Annotated in this window: 20 protein-coding genes; 9 read left to right on the top strand and 11 right to left on the bottom strand. The window is 52.6% G+C overall.

Translation table 11 applies throughout. The annotated features are described in order from the left end of the window. The first annotated feature begins 295 nt into the window (after positions 1 to 295). Entirely contained in the window at positions 296 to 475 is a 180-nt protein-coding gene (locus Q1K31_RS11240; protein ID WP_008891788.1) for a hypothetical protein, read from the top strand. A 50-nt stretch (positions 476 to 525) separates the two neighbouring features. Here the strand turns inward: Q1K31_RS11240 and Q1K31_RS11245 are convergent, their stop codons facing one another. From Q1K31_RS11245 to Q1K31_RS11295, 11 genes are all read right to left on the bottom strand, one after another. Beyond that, complete coding sequence (locus Q1K31_RS11245; protein ID WP_300379426.1) at positions 526 to 1425, bottom strand: zincin-like metallopeptidase domain-containing protein; 900 nt, start codon at positions 1423 to 1425, stop codon at positions 526 to 528. Between the two features lie 332 nt (positions 1426 to 1757). Further along, positions 1758 to 3167, bottom strand: a complete 1410-nt coding sequence (locus tag Q1K31_RS11250) for a DUF2779 domain-containing protein (RefSeq protein ID WP_300379428.1) — start codon at positions 3165 to 3167, stop codon at positions 1758 to 1760. Positions 3168 to 3355: 188 nt separating this feature from the next. Further along, positions 3356 to 5488 (bottom strand): antiviral reverse transcriptase Drt3b, encoded by a 2133-nt coding sequence (gene drt3b / locus Q1K31_RS11255; RefSeq protein WP_300379430.1) that lies wholly within the window; start codon positions 5486 to 5488, stop codon positions 3356 to 3358. Continuing rightward, positions 5478 to 6842, bottom strand: a complete 1365-nt coding sequence (gene drt3a / locus Q1K31_RS11260; RefSeq protein WP_300379432.1) for an antiviral reverse transcriptase Drt3a — start codon at positions 6840 to 6842, stop codon at positions 5478 to 5480. The genes drt3b and drt3a overlap by 11 nt, the downstream gene beginning before the upstream one ends. Further along, positions 6835 to 8055 carry a GIY-YIG nuclease family protein gene (locus tag Q1K31_RS11265; protein ID WP_300379434.1) on the bottom strand — a complete coding sequence of 407 codons (1221 nt, stop codon included), beginning with the start codon at positions 8053 to 8055 and terminating at the stop codon, positions 6835 to 6837. Before Q1K31_RS11265 ends, drt3a begins: the two co-directional genes overlap by 8 nt. Further along, positions 8048 to 10093 (bottom strand): DEAD/DEAH box helicase, encoded by a 2046-nt coding sequence (locus tag Q1K31_RS11270; RefSeq protein WP_300379436.1) that lies wholly within the window; start codon positions 10091 to 10093, stop codon positions 8048 to 8050. The genes Q1K31_RS11265 and Q1K31_RS11270 overlap by 8 nt, the downstream gene beginning before the upstream one ends. A gap of 2 nt (positions 10094 to 10095) precedes the next feature. After that, complete coding sequence (locus Q1K31_RS11275) at positions 10096 to 10509, bottom strand: hypothetical protein (RefSeq protein ID WP_300379438.1); 414 nt, start codon at positions 10507 to 10509, stop codon at positions 10096 to 10098. After that, positions 10506 to 13256, bottom strand: a complete 2751-nt coding sequence (locus Q1K31_RS11280) for a DNA methyltransferase (protein WP_300379440.1) — start codon at positions 13254 to 13256, stop codon at positions 10506 to 10508. Before Q1K31_RS11280 ends, Q1K31_RS11275 begins: the two co-directional genes overlap by 4 nt. Further along, positions 13243 to 13506, bottom strand: coding sequence for a hypothetical protein (locus Q1K31_RS11285; RefSeq protein ID WP_300379442.1), 264 nt, complete (start codon positions 13504 to 13506; stop codon positions 13243 to 13245). Before Q1K31_RS11285 ends, Q1K31_RS11280 begins: the two co-directional genes overlap by 14 nt. Positions 13507 to 14042: 536 nt before the next feature. Next, on the bottom strand, positions 14043 to 14396 hold the full coding sequence (locus Q1K31_RS11290) for an ankyrin repeat domain-containing protein (RefSeq protein ID WP_300379444.1): 354 nt from the start codon (positions 14394 to 14396) through the stop codon (positions 14043 to 14045). Continuing rightward, positions 14389 to 15525: a hypothetical protein gene (locus tag Q1K31_RS11295; RefSeq protein ID WP_300379446.1), complete on the bottom strand. Its 1137-nt coding sequence runs from the start codon at positions 15523 to 15525 to the stop codon at positions 14389 to 14391. Before Q1K31_RS11295 ends, Q1K31_RS11290 begins: the two co-directional genes overlap by 8 nt. 118 nt (positions 15526 to 15643) lie before the next feature. Here Q1K31_RS11295 and Q1K31_RS11300 point away from each other — a divergent pair, with 118 nt between their 5' ends. The 8 genes from Q1K31_RS11300 to Q1K31_RS11335 all read left to right on the top strand — a co-directional run bounded on the left by Q1K31_RS11300 (position 15644) and on the right by Q1K31_RS11335 (position 19328). Continuing rightward, positions 15644 to 16084, top strand: coding sequence for a hypothetical protein (locus Q1K31_RS11300; protein ID WP_300379448.1), 441 nt, complete (start codon positions 15644 to 15646; stop codon positions 16082 to 16084). Positions 16085 to 16213: 129 nt separating this feature from the next. Then, positions 16214 to 16501 carry a hypothetical protein gene (locus Q1K31_RS11305; RefSeq protein WP_008891772.1) on the top strand — a complete coding sequence of 96 codons (288 nt, stop codon included), beginning with the start codon at positions 16214 to 16216 and terminating at the stop codon, positions 16499 to 16501. Positions 16502 to 16522: 21 nt separating this feature from the next. Then, complete coding sequence (locus tag Q1K31_RS11310; protein WP_008891771.1) at positions 16523 to 16645, top strand: hypothetical protein; 123 nt, start codon at positions 16523 to 16525, stop codon at positions 16643 to 16645. Between the two features lie 67 nt (positions 16646 to 16712). Then, entirely contained in the window at positions 16713 to 16892 is a 180-nt protein-coding gene (locus tag Q1K31_RS11315; protein WP_300379451.1) for a hypothetical protein, read from the top strand. A 2-nt stretch (positions 16893 to 16894) separates the two neighbouring features. Continuing rightward, positions 16895 to 17179, top strand: a complete 285-nt coding sequence (locus tag Q1K31_RS11320; RefSeq protein WP_300379453.1) for a hypothetical protein — start codon at positions 16895 to 16897, stop codon at positions 17177 to 17179. A gap of 2 nt (positions 17180 to 17181) precedes the next feature. After that, positions 17182 to 18789, top strand: coding sequence for a type IV secretory system conjugative DNA transfer family protein (locus Q1K31_RS11325; RefSeq protein ID WP_300379455.1), 1608 nt, complete (start codon positions 17182 to 17184; stop codon positions 18787 to 18789). Positions 18790 to 18804: 15 nt separating this feature from the next. Beyond that, the gene (locus tag Q1K31_RS11330) at positions 18805 to 19053 is read left to right on the top strand and encodes a hypothetical protein (RefSeq protein WP_300379457.1); all 249 of its coding nucleotides are present in this window, start codon (positions 18805 to 18807) and stop codon (positions 19051 to 19053) included. A 2-nt stretch (positions 19054 to 19055) separates the two neighbouring features. Continuing rightward, entirely contained in the window at positions 19056 to 19328 is a 273-nt protein-coding gene (locus Q1K31_RS11335; RefSeq protein WP_300379459.1) for a hypothetical protein, read from the top strand. The last annotated feature ends 507 nt before the right edge of the window (positions 19329 to 19835 follow it).

Below are 19835 nucleotides of genomic sequence, written 5' to 3' on the forward strand. Positions count from 1 at the left end.
CCAACACGGGTGAGGCTACCGCCGAGCTGGTGCGGGCAGGATATTGATGCGCGATCCGCGTTCGGTCAGGGGAAAGGCGAATTGCTGCAAGCCGTGCGCGGGCAAAGGTCCATTCATGCTGCGCCAACTGCCGACACCGAATGCCTGTTCACTCGTTTTTCAGCGCCACCTCCCGATAGATTTCTAGTGCATTACCCCGATCCATCAGCGCCTTCACTGGGCCATGGATGATGTGTGCGAGGGCCGAAAGGCCCTGAACGGTTCGGGGCCTCCTGGCAATCAACAGGAGGTGACGATGAGACTCATCACACGCTTCGATGCAGCATCGCGCAGCACAGCCGAACTGCATGCCCTCTTACGCGAGGCTTTCAACGCCTTTGCTTCCGCTCCTCGCGGATCGATTGAACGCAGCAATGCTCTTGCATCGCTGCACAATATCGAGGCCGAGCTGGCGGTCCGCCCGCCAGGTCTTTGAAGCCATCAACGCGGCTGGCCCGAAGGCCAGCCGCGAATTTTTTCCGATGATCACGCGACGTTGCTCACTTCTTCGACGATAGGCTGAAGCTCATGCAGAAAATCGGCGGCGCGCTGGGCATGGGCGGCGGCGCTGAAGATCGCGCGCTTGTCGTTTTGCAGGACCTTGAGCCAGCTCTGGATATACGCCGCATGATCGGCACGCGGTTCCGGCGCGAGTTCAAGGTCAGCGCACAGAAATGCTGCGCCAAGTTCGGCGACAAGCTCTTCGCGCGCATAGCCTACATCGCCCCTGCGCTTGCGACCAAATTCGCGGTCAAGCCGCTTGGGATGTTTGGTCCAGTGCGTCAGCTCGTGCGCCAAGGTTGCGTAGTAGCTTTGCGGACTCCTGAAGGTCTCGAAGTACGGCATTTGCACATGATCACTGCCGCCGCTGTAATGGGCAGAGTTGCCGCCGTGGCGAATGTCCGCGCCCGTGCTCGCAAAAAACTCTTCAGCGTGCTGAATGCGGCGCGCGGGATCGATGATCGCTTTCGGCTTGGTGTAGTAGTGCTCGGGCAAGCCCTCGATCTGCTCGACATTAAAGACGCTGTATCCCTTCATGAAGGGGATTTTCCGCTCCTCCTCGCTGCCGTCGTCCTGTTCCTCGGTTTTGGTAATCGTGTTCGCATAGACAACCAGATTGCCGCGCTCGCCTTTGCGAACATGCGCGCCTAGTTCTTTCGCCTGTTTGAAGGTCATCCAGTACGGCGAAAGATAGCCCGCCTCGACGCTGGCTCCCCAAAGCATCAGTATATTGATGCCGCTATAAGGCACGCCGTTATGGCGTAGTGGCTTGGTGATTTTGCCTTCCATGTTGCCCGCGCTCCATGGCTTCAGCCATGTCAGCTCGCCTTGCTCAAGGTCGGCAATGATCTTGTTGGTAACCCTTTCATAAATGTCGGTTTTCATCTTTTGTCCCCTTTCTTGGGTAGTCGGTTGCGCATGCAACCGGACTAGGCCCGCGCCGATGAGCGGGGGGACGGCCGTCCAGACTGAAAGCCATGGAAGAGGTGCGGGCGCAGGCGCAGCCGAGCCACGGGCCATGGCTTTCGCCCGAAGCCATAGCGAAGGGCTTGGTCTTGACGGAGGACGGGGCCGCAGGCCCTTGAAACGAAAAGGAGGAGGTCAGCCCGCGAGGGCTGTCAGATGATGCGCAAGGGATCGAAGCCGAATGGCCGAGACAGCTTGCTGGCTTGGTTCACGAGAGCCTGGGCCGTCAGGATGCGCCCAATGCCATGAGACTATAGCGCTGCAAGAAACCTATAGATTTCCACCATCGCAAGCGTATCTCGCTCACAGTATCGCAGAAGCGCTTGAGCAATAGATTCTGCTTCATCGGACTCAGCAGAAACCATACGCTGCCACGCCTCCATGGCCGACGTTCCATCTTGAACGTCCAGATCGTCATACTTCAGCTCTGGACAAAGAATGGGCAACACCTTCTTGATCGAAGTCGAACCATCAAATTCGATATCAACGTAACTCGACTTGAAGACATCTTCTAAGTCGACCATTCGCGCATTTAATGTGTCTAAAAATGCTGCCTTGTGCGGAAAATCTACGGCTAGCTCTCTGTTCCTTGTCTTCTCAAATGAAGCGTGCCAGGACACAACACTTCCCTCGGGACCAATATCGTCTTGCATTCGTTCAATAAGCTCTAGCGGTAAACGCGCTTCCCGCTCCAAAAAATCGCGATGAACTAGAACTTCATTGGCTTCAAGAACGTGAAGTGAGTACTGCACTGGGAATTGCCGATGCGGGCTAGCGCCATCAATCAGCGGTACAGCTGAGGCGTAAGTCTCAAAATCGAAGAAGTACACAGGAAATTCGATTTTACTAAGAAATGACCTTATCTCTGAGACATTGATAATCGGCTTGCCACGTTTCGCCGACTGGACGACCAAAAGCTGACCCTCCGATAGATCGCAATCATCTGGGACATCCCGAAGATCGAAAATGCCGCGTGACACAAACTCATTCCTAAGCTTGGCACTGAGTCGAGGGATACTGTAGATCGAATGACGTGGTACACGTGGGTTGAAGATACGAAATGTATCGCATTGGTTCCCCCGAGACTTATACAGACAGGGACACCCGTCTCGATCAATAAACTCTTTCCTGGAAAGCACCAAAGCCTGATCGATTTCCAAGGCTGTCTCGCGTTCAAGATCGACAACCTGCTCGGTAACATCAATAAACGTAAGCAACTTTTCAGGTTCGATTGGACCATCGCGCTTATAGCTCGCGTTGAGATGTACGATGAAAACCCGATCAATATTTTCTCCCGCACGCTCAGCACAAATCTTCTGAAAACAAGCGTCCTTGAGATGGTTGGCTGACTGGTCAGTCTTGACGCTCGTGGAGGATTTGACCTCGTACAGGATTTTTTCACCAGACGCCGAGCGTTCGATGACATCGGCGCGAGCGTATAAACCGTCGCTGGTCTCGAACACTTTCTGGAAAGTCACGTCACGTCCGCTGTTCTTGAAGAAGCTACGGACGCATTCCTCAACCTCAAAGCCCTCCCGAGTGATCTTTTGTAGAAACAGGCTAAAGTCCCCAGGTGGATACTGGTCGGGTTGTCTCTTCAGAACCCAAAATGACTTTGGGCAGTTAAGATAGTGTATGAAATCTGTCTTCGTAACACGCATCACTTGATCCTGCTCGATTGCACCGCAGGAATAAAGCGGAGCGTGTAGCTTCCTGGTGCCTTCGAGAAATAGGGGTGGCACGCCAAGACCACCCTTTGTGCAAAGAGCCCGGTTTGAATTCAGCCTCCCCGCCGCGCATGTGTGTGTAGCTGCATACAGCCATTAACTGTCTGACGAAGCGCGTGTGCTTAGTATACCTCTTGACTTCGCTTGGCGTCCAGCTCTTTGGCGAAGTCGAACTCCAGCCAATTTGTGAACCACCGCTGAGGCTTAGAAGCATCGTCGGAGTATCCAATCATATCAGCGGCAAGTGCTGGATCAGAGACCCCAAATATCTTGAGCGCCTCCTCTTTCTTGTCGGACGGTACGTACGGGCAGGAGATCAGGTCGAACAGCAGCAAGACTAGCTCTGAGTCTTTGTGACAGGTCTCAGAACGATCACGAATACGCTTGATTGCGGTGTCCACCACATGCTCACGCAACTCATTGTACCGCACCTTATCGCGCATATAAAAGAGCGACACAGTGATCGAAAAATAGTTTAACGAGTCCCCCGTAGCACCTCTTCCTCCAACGGAAGCCACATCGATGCCTAGGTACTCAGACAACACTCCTTGCTCCAGCCAATAATCACGGCCTAATGCGGTTAAAGCGATAAGCAAATACAAAGTCTCAACCTGAACATGCTCCGAGGACTTGTTCTTTTTCAGTATGAAGCAGATGTTGTCATAAATGAGCTTGTGAACAATTTGAACTTGCGCGCGGTCGAAATGCCCCTGCCTCAAGAATGAGTTGAATACTTCAAGAATTCGGCAAAGCCGAATAGTTGTATTAACCCTTGGCGATACAGCATATATGAAAAATAAAAACTCTACGATATTTGTAATGGCGTTTGCCATCTGCCTGGGTGAGCGATTGTCTGTGTCCACCTTCATGTAGTCTTCGACAAGACTACGGCTCTTCCTCTCAACAATCGAAAGCGTATAGTTGAGCATGTCTTTATACTCTACAGCGCAAGTCTTGATGATTGTCTTAAATGACGTAATCAATGCATTGGAATTGACGAAAACGCTACCCTTAACCTCCTGTACTTCACCATCCTCATCGAAGACCTCATCTAGATTAAAATTTATCCTCTTTTCTAGAAGCTGGGCGATCTGCTGTTTTGCCATAGTAATTTCTGTGATGATAGGCTTCTCGTAGACAACCGCTTTCGCAGAATTCAAAGAAAGTTTGTAGCGCCGCAAAGCATGTTGGAGCTCGTCAACGATACGCGTCCTATCCTCGTCTCGGTTATAGAACACAAAATAGTCATCCACATACCGAAACACTTCATAGTCGACTTGGTGCTCTAGCCGTGAGCCTCCACTCCGTAGAGTGTGTTCAACCTCACGGTCGATGCTTTGAAGTATGATCTCAGCGAAAATTCGGGAGAACTCTGGACCAATTATGATCCCATTGGTCTCACCCATATTCATACGCTGCATCAGTCTATCGAACCGATCTGGGAAGGAACCACCGCTCTCTGCCAAGGCTTCCTTTTGAGCGTCTTTCCCAATGGTTGCCCAACCAATTGAGTGCGTATAGATGCTATCGAAGCACTTGGATACATCGAGTTTGATCAGGTTATTGTATTTCTTTTCGCATCGGTGGTAGCGGTAAGATTCGTAGAACTTATAGATATTACTGTACTCACGATACACGAAGAATGAGCGAAGACTTTCATACTCACTATCTATCACTTCGATCTTAGATGGTTCTACTGACAATCTCTCCTTATGAAGTTTGTCGTTGTGAAATGTGAATTTAGCAACTTTTGACGGTGCCCGGATCGAAAACGGGCTCAAGGAAGTGTAGTAGAGTATTGCCTCTTTGCATCGGTCATAGAATTCTGAGACGAGTAGCTGGCTACGGGGGTGCGGTACGCAAAGCTCTCTGAACTCAGCTTCTTTGTGATTAATCTTGTAGCAAAAGGGAACTAGGAAGCCCTCTGGTCTCGGCATTCTATTTGGCTTTGGGATGCCGCTGTCATTTAGTTGATATCTTCTAAAATCTAATAAGTTCTCGCCAACCAATCGTTTGACATCAGATAGTCGATGAGGATTGTTTGGAAGGCAGAAAAGCATACATACAAGGCGATCCAATGCGGGCGTTCCTTTGAGCCAAACAATCTCCTTGTTGTCATTCTTCTGAATTCGATGGCGCAAGATGAATGCGTACAGGTGACGGTTCGAAAACGAGACCGGAATCTCATACGGTAGAACATCCGAAAGTAGGCTGCGTTCCTTTTTATATGGTAGGCGAATCTTTTTAGGAGGCATGTTTCCAAACCTCCACAATGTCAAAGAGGTTGCGGGCCGAGAATTTACTATACCGTTTTGTCTGATATCCGTATTTGAACGACTGACTTGCTAAGCGATTCTTCAAGCGACCAGGTGGCAATGATGCAATCTTCGTCTGAAGGTACGCATCCAGATCATCAAGATCCTCGACGGTGTTTAAAAGTGGATTCGAGAAGTAGATACCTGAAACGACGTTTTTCTTGTTGTTCACAAGCCGTGTGTTACCCGTAAGAAAGCGCACCCGACGTTCGAGTAGCCGTCTAGCGCGTGGCTCTGAAGAAGTCGCGCTCTTGGAGTAAGCATCGAATGTCAAATCCATTCTCTTCTTGTATCGAGCGATCTTCTCGACGGACATTCTCAAGTCGACCTCCACGGGGTCATTTGGAGCCTTAGGTCCAACCTCAAATCTATATCCAAGGTATGTCAGTTGATAAGGCGCTTTGGATGCCACCTTCAGTATCTGAGTCTTGGCGCGGTTCCTCTTAAGCCCCATCCGTCTGAACGAGCGCCCGACTAGCTGTCGAAAAATTCTTGTTCCCACGTTGGGCGGGGGACAAAAAATGATAACTATGTCGTCCACGTATCGTGCATAGTACAGCACCCCAGGATGGTTGCGGATACTGCTGTCGATATCGCGCATATACAGTTCTGCCAGATAAGCGCTTATACCAATGCCGCGAGGAAGTCCTGCATCCCGTCCTGTAATCTGACTATACTCGTATAGAATTCGACGAATTATCTTCTTTGATTGCAAAGTCAGAAGTGGATCATTTCGCAGTTTTCCAAGAAGGATGTCTCGCGGAATGCTTTCGTAGAATGATGATATGTCCGTACGAACAATGTACTTTGGCATCGCATCCGCGAGCAATTCCCGCAACTGGCAGATGATTTCATGCCTATTGGCCTGTTTAACCTTATAGAGACGTCTTATGTTGTGCTGAATTTGCTTGAGCGCGAAGTGTGTCTCAGCACTTCGTTCGGCCACAAAAACTTTCTTGGGCCTGCCGATGTCAACCTCCCGAATGCCAAAAGAAAAGTCATTTGCACATACGTTCGAGCTTACTTCTTCAAGCTTTGCGTGGAGCATCTCCTCACGTTCTTTTCGCAGTGTTACCAATTTATCCGAAAGACTGATGCGTGCGGTCTCATATTCTTCAGGAGTGTCATTGTCTTTTTCAGTTTTGAGAGAGCGAAGCTCGCCAATGCATGATTGCACTTCCTGGCTTTTGCCTTCAATTTCTGGAAAAAATTCACCTTCGAGATAGTTTCCCTTTCGGTTCTCGATATCAAAGATTTTTCTAAAGTTTTCTGCTGAGAATGACTGATCAAGCATCGTTGGTTTTGCTCCGCGACTTTTCTGTTCGGGGAGTCAGGCGCGCTTGCTGAGGATCGTACACGTAGCCCTTGATGCTTCCGTCTTTGATCCGCTCGACGGCTTCATCGACCACATTGAACGGCACAAGGAACCACTCGCGCGGGACAACAGGATTTCCGAAGCGGTCCTTGATTTCAATGTCGAGTCGGGCCGGATCGAAGATGCGGTGAATCAGGTTTTCGAGCTTTGTTCGGTTAATGTTGTACAGTTCAAAGGTCGCAACGACCTCGACATCAGCCAGCAAGAATGTGGCGTCGATCTTTGCATTGGCGATGCGCCGCTCGACCTTTCCACTTGTCACACCGATCTTGTGGAGCACGTTGCGATGCTCCTTCACTATTGGAAGGTCAGACTTGCTGCGGAGGACGTAGATCGTGCCGCTCGCCTCATCGCCATCAGCCGTATGGTCTGCGAAGAGCGGTCCTGCTGAGGAATCCGTAATCCGACGGCCTGCATCATCCTTGTGAAGCGCCCTCTGTAGGGAGCGCATAAGCATATTGCTCTCGGTTCCGTTGTCGAAGATCACGCGCAGACGGGCATCCGTCATGCCTTGCGCCGTCAGGAAGGCTTCGTCCATCTCGGCAACATAGGCTTTTTGTCCGCCTACGATGAAAAATCGGCCTGGCGCGATCTCGGCCTTGCGTTCAAAGGGCCGTGTCGTTCGCATGCCTGTATCAATTTCGTTCTGAACCTGTTCGAACAACGGCTTGAACCGTTCGAAATCTTCACACCTCTGGCGATTGGCGATCTCCTCCGCCGCCTTCTTTTCAGCGCTGGACCTCACATGACGTAGTTCGGTGATGTCGGAAGTTTCCGCCTCGACGCCGAGTTCGGCCAGAAGCGCTTCGTCATCCATATCTTCTTCAATAGACGCGGCAACCGGAGCGCTGGCATCAAGCAATCCACTATGGTCAATCGGTTCGAGAAGTTGCCTGAACTCGCCAAGCTCTCTCAAGCGATCAAGGCGAACCGCGTAGAGCCGTTCGAATATGTCATTATTCTCTCCGTGCTGTGGTGGAGCCCCGTGCTCCTCGACGAAGCGCTGGATTTCTTCGAACCCTGCGATGACACGCTCTTCCTGCGGCGTTCTCGCAGCGACCTTCTTGGCCTCGACCTCGACCCCAAGTTCGGCAAGAAGCGCATCGTCTTCGTCGGTAAACTGCTTAGCCATCGGCGGCCTCCGCCTTCATTCGGGCCAGATAAGCAACGCCTTCCGCCATGCGTTTTTCCCACGCATCGGGCGAGGTGATTGACGGCAGCCTGCCGCGCTCCTGCTTGAACTTTAGCGCCCGTTTGGCCAGATCACGCGCCTCTTCAGGCGTTAGCTGCACCTTCTTCGCGGAGATGATGGCCGCAACCTGTTTCAGACTTTCCTCGCTCATCGTCTTGGCGAGGATCGCGTAGGCTTCGCTGAATGGATTGATGCGGTCGATCAGGTCGATGTCGAGTTCACGAACATCCATCGCAAACTTCCGCACACCGTCGATCAGAGCCGTATTGGCTTTGTCCTCGCCGTCGTCATCCTTGAGCGCTGCCTCCTTGGCCTTCTGGGTCAGGTTGAGCGCGGCGATGGCGTGCTGGCGGACAGCTTCCTGATCTTCGTCATCCAGCTCAGGGTATTTGTCCTTGATGATCTTTCCCATGCGGACCTGCGTCAGCTCTTCGGGGACAAGCTCTTCGTCGAACATGCCCCGCTCCACAGTCGGCTTGTCCTGCACGAAGGCGGCGATCACCTCGTTCAGGTCCTCCTGACAGATACGCTCGGCTTCTTCGCTCTTTGGCTCAGTGAGCCCCTTGATCTCGATCTGGAACTGGCCGCTCTCTTCGTTGAAGCCGACATTGCATTCGCCTTCTTTGTATCCGCCTTCGCCGTAGTCGAAGCCCTCGACAGGACCGCTGTCAGGACGCTTCGGAGTGAAATTGAAGCGAGGCGCAAGTACCTGTTCCATCAACAGGCTTGCGGCGATGGCCTTGAGCGTATCGTTCACGGCTTCCGTTACGGCATCTTCCGATGCATCGGGTTCGGCGATCAGGTTTGTGAAGCGGGCGCGGCTCTTTCCAGGGGCGTCGCGGGTCGCTCGCCCAATGATTTGAACGATCTCGGTCAGGCTGGCGCGATACCCGACCGTCAGCGCGTGCTCGCACCAAACCCAATCGAAGCCCTCTTTGGCCATGCCAAGCGCAATGATGATGTCTATATGATCGCGGTTGTTCTTCTGGGCGGGGTCTTTCAGCGCCGCCGAAACCTTGTCTCGCTTGGCGGCTTCGTCATCGACCAGATCGGCAATCCGCAGAATGCGTCCGTCCGATGTCTTGACCAACTGGAAGCCCGTTGTGGGGTCCGTGCCTTGCCAGTCGCCCAACTCATCGATGATGTGTTCGACTTCGCGGTGCTTGTCCTTCGTGCTTTCGCGCGAATTGACGCTCGGGATATGGATGATGGTCTTTTCGTTCGGATCGAGAACTTTCAGTATGTCATCCGCATACGCGCCAGAGTAGAAGAAATACCCGATATCGAGCTGCTTCAGATATTTGTAGCCGTTGAGCTGCTCATAATAGGTGTAGGTAACCGTATCAAACCTGGCCTCGTCGTGCGGCATGAGCACAGGTTCGGCATCGCCTCGGAAATACGAGCCCGTCATCGCGACGACATGAACCTTGTCCCGTCCGATCAACTCGGTGAGCTGCGCGCCAAGCTTGTTCTCAGGGTTTGCGGAAACGTGGTGGAATTCATCCACGGCGACAAGGCAGTCATCGAACGCCTCAATGCCGAACTTCTCAATAGCGTTTCGGAACGTCGCATGGGGACAGACAAGCACCTGATCCTCGCCCTTGAGAAACGACCCAACCGAGTCTGCTTTGCTGCCATCCGATCCAGGCGCGTTGCAAAGGTTCCACTTCGGTTCGACATGCCAGTCAGTCCAGAAACCGAACTTGGAAAGTGGTTCGTCGGCGAAGCTTGACCCGATGGACTTCTCGGGGACGGTGATGATGGCCTTGCGAAGTCCCTGATTGTGCAGCTTGTCCAGCGCCACGAACATCAGTGCACGGCTCTTGCCCGATGCGGGCGGGGACTTGATCAGAAGATACTGTTCACCGCGCTTCTCGTAAGCACGCTCCTGCATCGGTCGCATGCCCAGCTCATTCGATTTGGTCGAATTGCCGTTCTGGGCGTAGCTGACGGACACGGAGGGAACATTATTGGTCATAGTCAAATCCTAAACTCTTCTAAAAAATTGATTGCCCACACAGGCGGGGTTGGCCAGCTCCGAAAGCCCCTCTCGTGCCAGGTCACGCTGTCGTCGCCGATGAGCCCGTTGGCTTCCAGATGGGCGACAAGTCGATCGTGGTCGTAGAGATAAGCAGCATCGCCAAGAATGAAGGCAACGTGGATGCCCTTTCCCTGATACTTGCGGTCGATGACCAACCGCCCTTTGAGCTGCACCTTCAGAAAGGTTTCACCGTCAATATGGCAGGCGATGAAATCCGCCCCCTGCCAATCATCAGTCAGCCGCAGGCAATTAAAGCCGTAGTCAGCCATGCGCGCGGCCACCTTGTGGAAGTTATAGTTTTCCTTCTGACGCGAATTGAGCTCGGTATACGGGACGGGCGCGAACTGACTCATGCCGCCACCTTCTTGGTCATCTTCGTGTAGAGCTCGAAGAGTTTTTCGAGGCGCTCGGTGTCATTGCGGAAACGGCGACCGATATAGATACGCTCGAGCACTTCATCGTTGCGATCATGCGCCGCACGAAGGTCGTCTGGCATTTTCTCAGGATCGTAGAGATCGGCTAAGGTTGCAGGAAAGTGTGCTTCTCTAGCGAGCAGGATGTCTTCCGCACAGCGTGTTAGGTCTATGAAGTTCTTTTCTGTTGGCTTTGGCAACGGAAAGGTGTTCCATCCCAATGTGTTCGAGTAGTTGAACCTCGTCTCAAGCTTACCGCACACCGTGTCGATCCAGACCCAGTGAAGCCTTGATGCAATCACGGATAAATTCCAGAGAGGGGCATCGAAAATACCAAAATTTCGATTTGTAATTATAGTTCCTGCCGCCAATAAACCACATGGAAGATACTCGCGCCCTTCTGACGAAACCGCCGGAACGACGATGGTCACTTCATTTCCAGACTGTCGCCGTTCATCAAATCGGTGTGGCCAATCGGCACCCGCCCTTGTCGCTGCTTTCGAACTTTCCAGCCTCATCTTTCTGACTGCCATAAGCCGTTTTCCAAGTTCTGGATGGCTCGCAGCATAGTCGGCTTCCTCGTCGGAAATCCAAACACAGTAGCGAATTTTCCCGTTAATGAATTCTTCAGATCCCACTATGGGCGCGATGAACTTCTTTCGATCATCTTCAGAGATATCTAGATTATCCAACTCACTTTGCGACAAGAGGAGGTTTCCGCCATCGACAGGTTTGCTCCCAAATGTCATCTCTGACAGGCAGGAAACAGGTTTGGATAGCTTCTTGACAATTACATTCGCGGCGCTGACCAAGTATGCGTTTATCGCGGCTACTTCTGTTTTTTCCAATCCCTGGTCCTGAGACTCAGTAAATATTTGCTTTGTGCCGCCACCACGTCGACCAATCCCCACTATGATGACAGTTACGCCAGCGTTATGACTAGCCAGATTTTTCCACTTGAATGATGTGTGAGCGAAATGGATCTCAAAATCGGAACCAAATATCAAAGGCCAGAGAATTGGGACATGCTGTCCTTGACAAATTGAATTTGTTGAGACGAATGCAGCGCTACTTTTCGTATGCATACCAAAGTCTGTTGCTTTCATGAACCAACCTGCCACATAGTCGAGCGACTTCCAGCTCTTGGTTCGGTCCGAGAAGATAGCTTCAAGGTCGGATTTCTGCTCTTTCGATTGCCAAGTAGAACCGAGGTACGGAGGGTTGCCGCAAATGTAGGTTTCACCTCCCTCGTTTTCGAAGTCGATTTCAGCTTGATCAAGTGGCGAACTGAACAAGTCATCCCCCTGCAACTTCACCCCCGTTCCGGTAGGTGGGCAGATGCTCAGCCAGTCAATCCGCAGGGCGTTCCCACAAGTAATCCAGTTCATGGCGTCTAGCGGGAGGAAGTCACGCAGAGCTTCACGTTGCCCACGATAGAGCACGTCGCACTGATATTCGGCGATGATGAGCGCGAGGCGCGCGATCTCGGCAGGGAAGTCTCGCAGCTCGATACCACGAAAATTTGTCAGCGGGATTTCAGACCGTCTGTCCGACTCATTGCGTCGTTCGTTGATTTCAGCCTCTATCGCGCGCATCTCCTTGTAGGCAATAACTAGGAAGTTGCCCGATCCGCAGGCGGGATCGAAAACCCTGATCTTCGCCATTCGATTGCGTAGATTGAGGAGCTTGCGGACATTGTCACCCGCCTCTTTTAGCTTCTCACGAAGGGCATCGAGAAAGAGCGGGTTCAGCACCTTCAGGATGTTCGGTACGCTGGTGTAGTGCATACCCAACGCGCCGCGCTCTTCGTCGTCGGCGACGGCCTGGATCATCGATCCGAAGATGTCAGGATTAATCTTCTTCCAGTCGAGATTGCCGATATGCAGGAGGTAGGACCGCGCGATCTTGCTGAAGCGGGGTACGTCAACGCTCTCGGAGAAGAGCCCGCCGTTCACGTAGGGGAAACTGCTGGCCCAACGGGCAATACCTTCCGTCTCACGATCAGCAACTTTCGTGTTCATGGATCGGAACAGCTCGCTGATGATCTCATGCGTGTTCGAGCTATCCTTCTCGCTCATCCGTTCGATGGTGGCCGTGAACTGATCAGCCTCCGTGAAGATGTCGGTGTCCTCCGCAAAGAAGCAGAAGATCAGCCGCGCCATGAAGTGGTTCATGTCGTGACGGCGATCCGCTGTGCCCCAGTCAGGGTTGTCCTTCAGCAATTCGATATAGAGACGGTTCAGACGACCCGTCGCCTTGATGTCGAAGGCGCTTTCACGGATTTGTTTGACTGTGCTGATGCCCGCGAGCGGAAGGAAAAAGCCGAAGTGGTCGGGGAAGTCTGGGTAATCACAAACGATGACTTCACCGCTATTCAGGTCTTCGGCCTGAAAGTCCTTTCCATCGGTGGCGAGAATGAATTTCGCGCGGGCTTTTGTCGTCGCAGGGCTGACCTTGAGGGCCGCAAGGGCTTCAGTGACCGCGCCGTCTTCAGCGACTTTGAGGTGGATATTGTTGGTCTGAAGAACGCCGCCAACATCCGATTTGTTGGACGTGCCTGAACGCAGACGCTTGATCGTCGTGGCCTTGTTGCCAAACGCCTCCAAGAACGCGAAGGGGAACTCTTCGGCGTCGAACGGCTGCTCGGCAAGCTTGGATATGGCCTCTTCGATCTCAACGGCGTTCAAGGTTTCGTCCTTTGTTTTTATCGTTGGCTATGGTCTGCTCGTTGCGCTCGATGTACTCACGCATGAACTCACGGATCACTTGGGATGCCGGCCTGTCCTGCTCGCGGCAAAGTTCGAGGAACTTCTCGCGGAGCTGACGCTCGACCCTGATGCGCATTCCTGAGTCTTTCATGCGATGAGTGTAGCCTTTGGATACACAATCTGCCAACGGTATTTCGAGGATTCCTCCACAAACCATCGCCGCATCCAAGGGCGCTGCCCTTGGTCGAAGTCCAGTGGCGAAACGGTGGCGCCCATCCAACCTGCGCAAGGTTGGCCCATGTATCCAAAGAGCACGGGGAGGCTCTTGGTCGTAGGTATCGGGTCACGACAGACCTGATCGGCATCCAAACCGCGCAGGGTTGGTCTCCATGAAATGGTCATGGGGGTATCGGCGGGAGTAGGAACGCTCCCCTGATTGGCAGGTGTCGGGGGCTATTACCCTGACGAGTGGATTTCACAAGGGGCGCGATAGCCCCTTTGATCGATGGGTGCAGGGAGAGCGAAGTCTCCCGCGAGTGATGGAACGGCGAAACGTTCTGATGGCTCTGGATGGGGTCAGTACCCAGGAAGAGCCAAGGCCGGAGGGATGCAACGGGAACGCGCAGCGGGTTCCCTTGCCAAGATTGCGGTGTAGTACACCGCACATCTTGCGGGTCGGACTTATTGATATAATAAGAAAAACAGGTGATTTCGGCGTGGTGGTGATCGAAGGCAAGATTTTGACGAGGCTTTGCGGGCCGTTGCTCAGAGAGCGTTCTCGGGAGGTTGAAACATCGCTTCCTTAAGATATCCTGCGGTGACCTGATCAGAACGGGCATTCGCATGTTCGATGGGTCGTCGGTCCATCTCATCTCGTATCCAAGCAACTTGCGGATGAATCTCCATAGATACCCGTACGAAGTCTGCATGGCCCAGCGCTGCCGCCACGTGCACGGGCGTCATCAAATCTGGCTCTCGCTGATGGTCTAATCGTTGTCCGCTTTGCAGAGCAAACGCCAACTCCTCTAGATCATTGTTTTCAGCAGCACGAAATATATCTGGCGGCACATGTTCCGTGCCCGATTTATCATTCGGCATTACATCTTTTATTTTACCCAAAACTGTATCCCCTTACAAACTTTGCTATCTCAGAGGGGTCGATATCTGTGCGTATTATCGAGTGCTCTTCGTTCTGGATTTGGTGATGGTTGAACATACCAATTTCGCCATGAGACATCCTAGGCGTCTCGCTGTCCCGAAAATTTTGCGACCAAAGGGTGAGATAGATTCCCTTTAGCGGCTGATTAAAGACGAGTGGCAAGGACTCGCGGACGGTACGATGATCTCGGCGAGCCACCATACTGAATGACCAATTCATCACAGCCAGTTCGTCATCGACATCTTCGATGAAACAGGATGTCTGGAATGCATACCCAGTGACGAACGTACTCAGCTTGTCGCTTCGCCAATCATATCGCTTCAATAATTCGGCAGGCAGAGTTTCCTCGCTGGCAAGCTCATGATTGATGATTTGATCGGCGTAAGCCCTACTGCCGAAGGCGAGCGTGACGGGCGCAACCCCTTGCCTGAATTCCTCGATCAAAAGAAGGAAATGATAGCCTAGAGCTGGATCATCCTGGCTTGTGTGAAACCCATCTCTGATGCAAAGCCAAACAGTGTTTGAGAGTTCGGCCCGCTGCCATGCGGTATCCGTGGTTTGGCTATGACTGCTGAAGTCGCGAAACGCTTGAAGCTGATATTGACGCTTCGAATCCCTGATCGAAGCATCAAGTGACTGGCGCTGCTCCACAGGGATCTTGGTCTCAATGAACCGATCTACAAAGTAAAACTTGTCATCGCCTAACTGGTGCGTTGCGTTCTCCCCGAGCCAGTTCTTTAGATCGGCACGAGAAAGCAAACGATCCTCGCGTGGGGGAGCGGCATTCTTTCGTTGTGGCACCCAGCCTGACGCCTCTATTAACGCAGCATCTTCGCGCTCCATAATTTCATCGCGCAGCGCCTGTGGAGAAAGCGCCTTCTCTGACATCAAGCGTCGGAGCAAGTTGCGGGCGTATTCCTTCTGGGCATCCGGATAGTACCTGATCGTGCGCATCTCAAAGCCTTTATCAGGTTCTGAATGCGCATCTGCGGCAAATCCTTTGCCGTTGTTTTTGAACGCTTCTCTTGGAAACAGCGGCAACACATTGCCCTGCAAGTTCTGATCTTTCGTTTCACTATCGTCGCACATACCGAGTCTGCCGGAGATTTCGCCTGAATGCATTCTCCCGACAGTCTCGGCGCAACCAGTCCCGTCGTCAATCGAACGCAGGGTTGGTCAACGGACTGAAGTGATAGGAGCCAAGACTATGAACTATTCCCTTTGCGCACGCTGCCTTAGCTTGGGTTACTGCAAGAACAGCACACGCCAGCTCGTTCGAGATGCGCAACTGGAAGACCCCGAGTATCTCCGCGATCTTCGCAACTTTGCTGCCAGCTTGGGGATCAGCGCCGATCACTGGCTCGACCATCTGATGGACATGTATCGGGATTTTTCGGGGCGGATCGTCTCAGACGGGCAAGATGTCTTTCTGGACACTGAGGTGTTCGAAACTGACAGCATTCGGGAATGGCTGCGGGACTGGGCCTGCGCTTCGATTCCAGATCATGTTCGGCCTCGCCTGCGTGAGGAAAGCCGTGAACGCATCAGAGTGTTGGCGACGATACTTTCCACCCGCTTCCCGTTCGAAGCAGGACTTTGGGGATTGCGTCCAGCTAACGATAACAGACCTCCGTCTGCGGAGCGCTGAGTCAACAATGATTTATCGCTGCATCAGAAAACATCCGCTTATTCCCCCTGATCGGCATTCGGACTTTGGCAAGGTGCAATCGTCGGCAATCAAGTTCGACGGCAACATCAAGGTCTACGCATGTCATTTATGAAAAAGCATCAAGATGCAGGCCGGTCGATCTTCATGTCGTCCATCCAAGGTCTCGCGAACACTTTGGCGCTGCTCATCACGTTCTTGGGTGCGCCGCCTCTCTACAGCAACACTATTGGCTGGGTGCAGGTCTTCGTCGTCCGTCACTACGGATACGGCGTGGAAAGCGTGACCGTCATCGTCTGGGGCGGCGTCTGCGCCGCCCTGGTCTTCTTCATCTCCCGCGCATCAATCTCGACGGCGCTGGTGATGGGTGGGATCGCACTCGCGACCCGCTTTCTGTGAACCATGAAAAGGAGTTCGACAATGTTCACGAAACATCGCCGCGTCGGCGGCATCTACAAAAAGGAAACCGACTGGGGTGCCGTCTTCGGTGTCGCGTTCTGGGTCTTCGTGATCCTTGCGATCCTCGGTTCGCTCGGCGGCTGAGCGAGCACCTCATTTGGATCAATGCCTGAGCTTTGGAAACAAAGCTCAGGCAACGAGGAGAAGTCTTATGCAAGATGATCTGATCACGCGAGTTTTCCGCGCTTACGAGGAGTTCCAGAGCACCAAGAAGGCGCTGCTGGATGAACTCGAAAGAAAGCTCCATCCGTTTCTGGAAGTGCTGGGTGCAATCATCATGCTTGCACCGCTTCTGTGGATTTTTTCACTCCTGCTCGGCGCAAGTGAATAAAGATGAGCACTATTCAGATTGAATTCGTTGAGCCTGAAATGAAGCCGATTTTCGAGCGCTTCAAACTCTTTTTCGAGCCAAGCTCGGCCAAATCAGACATTCCCTCCGACGTAAAGGTTTGTGTCTGGATACGGATGATCAATGCCTTTCATCCGACCGTGAAGCCCCGCGAAATACGCTCGCATTTTATTAAATGCTTCCACCCTGATGCGGGCACGCACGTCCTGACAATTCCCGAAAAGACGAAGGTTATGGCCACGCATAACCGCATATTCAAAGGACAGTAGACATGATGAGCAATGAGGAATTTCGCTTCGGTTCTGCCTCGTGGTCGGACGAGCGTGATCTTAGACGCGCTGGCCTTCTAAGCGGACATGGACTTCAGGTTGGCTACCTAGCAGGCAAGCCCGTCTGTCTTGAGACCGATGCCCCAATCCTCACAGTGGCAGGCGCAGGTTCAGGTAAGATGCGTGACTTGCTTGCTCTGGCTGTGGCTCGCAATGCAGGCAAGAACAATTTCATCCTTGATCCGCGCGGTGAAATCGCGTCCGTGACGATGGTCAACTTCGCCCTTCAAAAGAGCTTCCTCTATTGCTGGAATCCGACAGGGATGCGCGGGCTGCCGCAGCATCGGATGAACCCGCTCGATATACTCAAACTGAACGATCCGCACTTTCATGCCGACTGCAAATTCATCGCCGAAAGCCTGATCCCGACAAGCGGCGCATCTAACGGGCGTTACTTTGAGCTGCGTGCGCGGGAATGGATCGAAAACATGATCAAGATGCTGGTGGAGGTGAACGGAAAGGTCAGCTTTCCCTCCCTGTACCGTGTCATCAACTGGATTGAGTCCGATACGAGCCTCTGGGCTGATTGCCTGGAAAACATGCTCTCCTCGTCCATGGACAGTGTGCGCCGTACTGCCGGAGAAATGCTGGCCAAGCAGCAAGAGAGCGAGAAGGAATTCGGGAGCATCCTCGGGGAGATTTATGCACATCTGAACTTCCTTGACGATCCGATGCTGCTGGCCTCCCTCGATCACGCGGACGCTTCTCTTGCCGATACTTGTAACGTAGGTCAGCCGACGAGCTGGGCTATCAACGTGCCCATCGAATATGTCGGGCTCTGGTCGCCGATCCTGCGCACGATGTTTACAGTTCAGATGCTCTACAAATCGCGTGCGCCATCAGCGCCGCGCGTCACTATGATCATCGACGAGGCGGGCCAGCTTGGAAACTTTGAGGCCCTGCTGCGCGCGTTCACATTCGGACGCGGTGCTGGTGTGCAGGTCTGGGCGCTATTTCAGGATGTCGGCCAGATTGTGCGCAACTTCGGCGCGCCAGCCTTGCAAGGCTTTATGGGGTCATCGGCCCTTCGGCAGTTCTTCGGTGTGCGCGACTATCAAACTGCACAAATGGTCTCCTCGATGCTCGGCACCGAAACTCTCGAATATGACGATGGCCTTCGTCAGGCGGATGCGAAGCGGCAGAAAATGAATGCTGCGATGAGCATAATGAATGGCGGCGATCCGTTCTCGGCCTATGCAGATATGAAATACCATGCGTTCGCCGAGGATCATCGAACCAAACAAGCTCGCGCGCTGATGATGCCTGAAGAATTACTGGCTATGCCCGAGGACAGGCAGCTGTTGTTTGTATCAGGGAAGAACCTCAAACCCATTCTGGCGGAGAAGCATCCCTACTTCACGAGGCAGGACTTTGCTGGCCGCTTCCTGCCCAATCCCTTCCACCCGCCTCATGACTCGGTGCCTATTCCCTCAAGATGGAGCGTGCGCCGTGCAAGAGTGATCATGCAAGCCGTACCGCAGCAATTTGCGCACTACCCGCAATATGCGGACGGTCTCTGGTCCTATGTCGAAGGCTATCAACCCACTTAGCAGCAGGAGAAGAAAATGAGCGATAGATCGGATAAGAAACGTCCGAGTTTCGATGCGTTTCATGTGAAGGAAGGCGCGGACGACAAATCATACTTCAACCGCGTCGGTGTAGCCTTCGCTCACAGGGACGGCGAAGGACACACGATTCAGCTCGACTCCGTTCCGGTCGATGGCCGCATCATTTTGCGAACGCCCAAGGAGCGGTTGGAAGATGCGCGTGAGGAGAAACCGCGCCGTCGCAATCGCGATCAGCGCGACCGCTGACCATGGATCATAGAGATAACGCCTATCCGGCAATCACGACGAAAGAAGAATTGTTGCGGCTGCTGCGAGAGCAACGCGCGCCCCTCAGTGCAGCCAAGCTGGAACCTGGGCGGGGGCTGGCGATAGATGCCAGACGGCAAGTCGATGAAGAGAACCGCAAGCGGATTGCAACCCTTCGCGACAGGCTTGAAAAAGCAGCTACTGAATTTGAAGCCCAACAAGTGTTTGCGCGCCTTGGCGGTTACGCGAAGTCAGGCTTCTCACAAAGTCGATAGAGGCAATAAAAATTTGAGGTTCAGCTCAATTTTTGGCACTATAGTCTTTGGGTTTATATCCTAAGACTACCCTGTTGAACGGATAAACTCCTTTCCAAAAGAGTTTGGTCTCTTGTGAGGGTTTCAATCTAATGCAGCATGATTGAAGCCCTCATTTTTATTCAATAAAAAGTTGAAACGGTACGTATAATGAACAATAATCCATCTGTTTCGATCCGCTCTCCAATCTCCCCAGATTAAAGAGGGTCGAAATTCCTCGTTAAAAGAGAATTTCTCTTTTGAAAGCCCTGATCTCTCGTAACAAGATCGGGGCTTTGCTTTTCTCTGAAACCCTTGCTGAGTTTGCGTTTCAGCCGATTGCTGCGGTATAATAAAACTATATATGCAGCATCTGCGCAGCAATATCTGCGCTTATCACCCTGCACGGGTGATATGCTGCTCTATTGTCCGAAAAGGAAATGAAACTGGTCAGCATGCGGTGCATTGCTGAAAAGGAGGGGTCTTGTC

The sequence above is a fragment of the Henriciella sp. genome, assembly GCF_029936995.1.
In the GTDB taxonomy this organism is placed as follows: Bacteria; Pseudomonadota; Alphaproteobacteria; order Caulobacterales; family Hyphomonadaceae; genus Henriciella.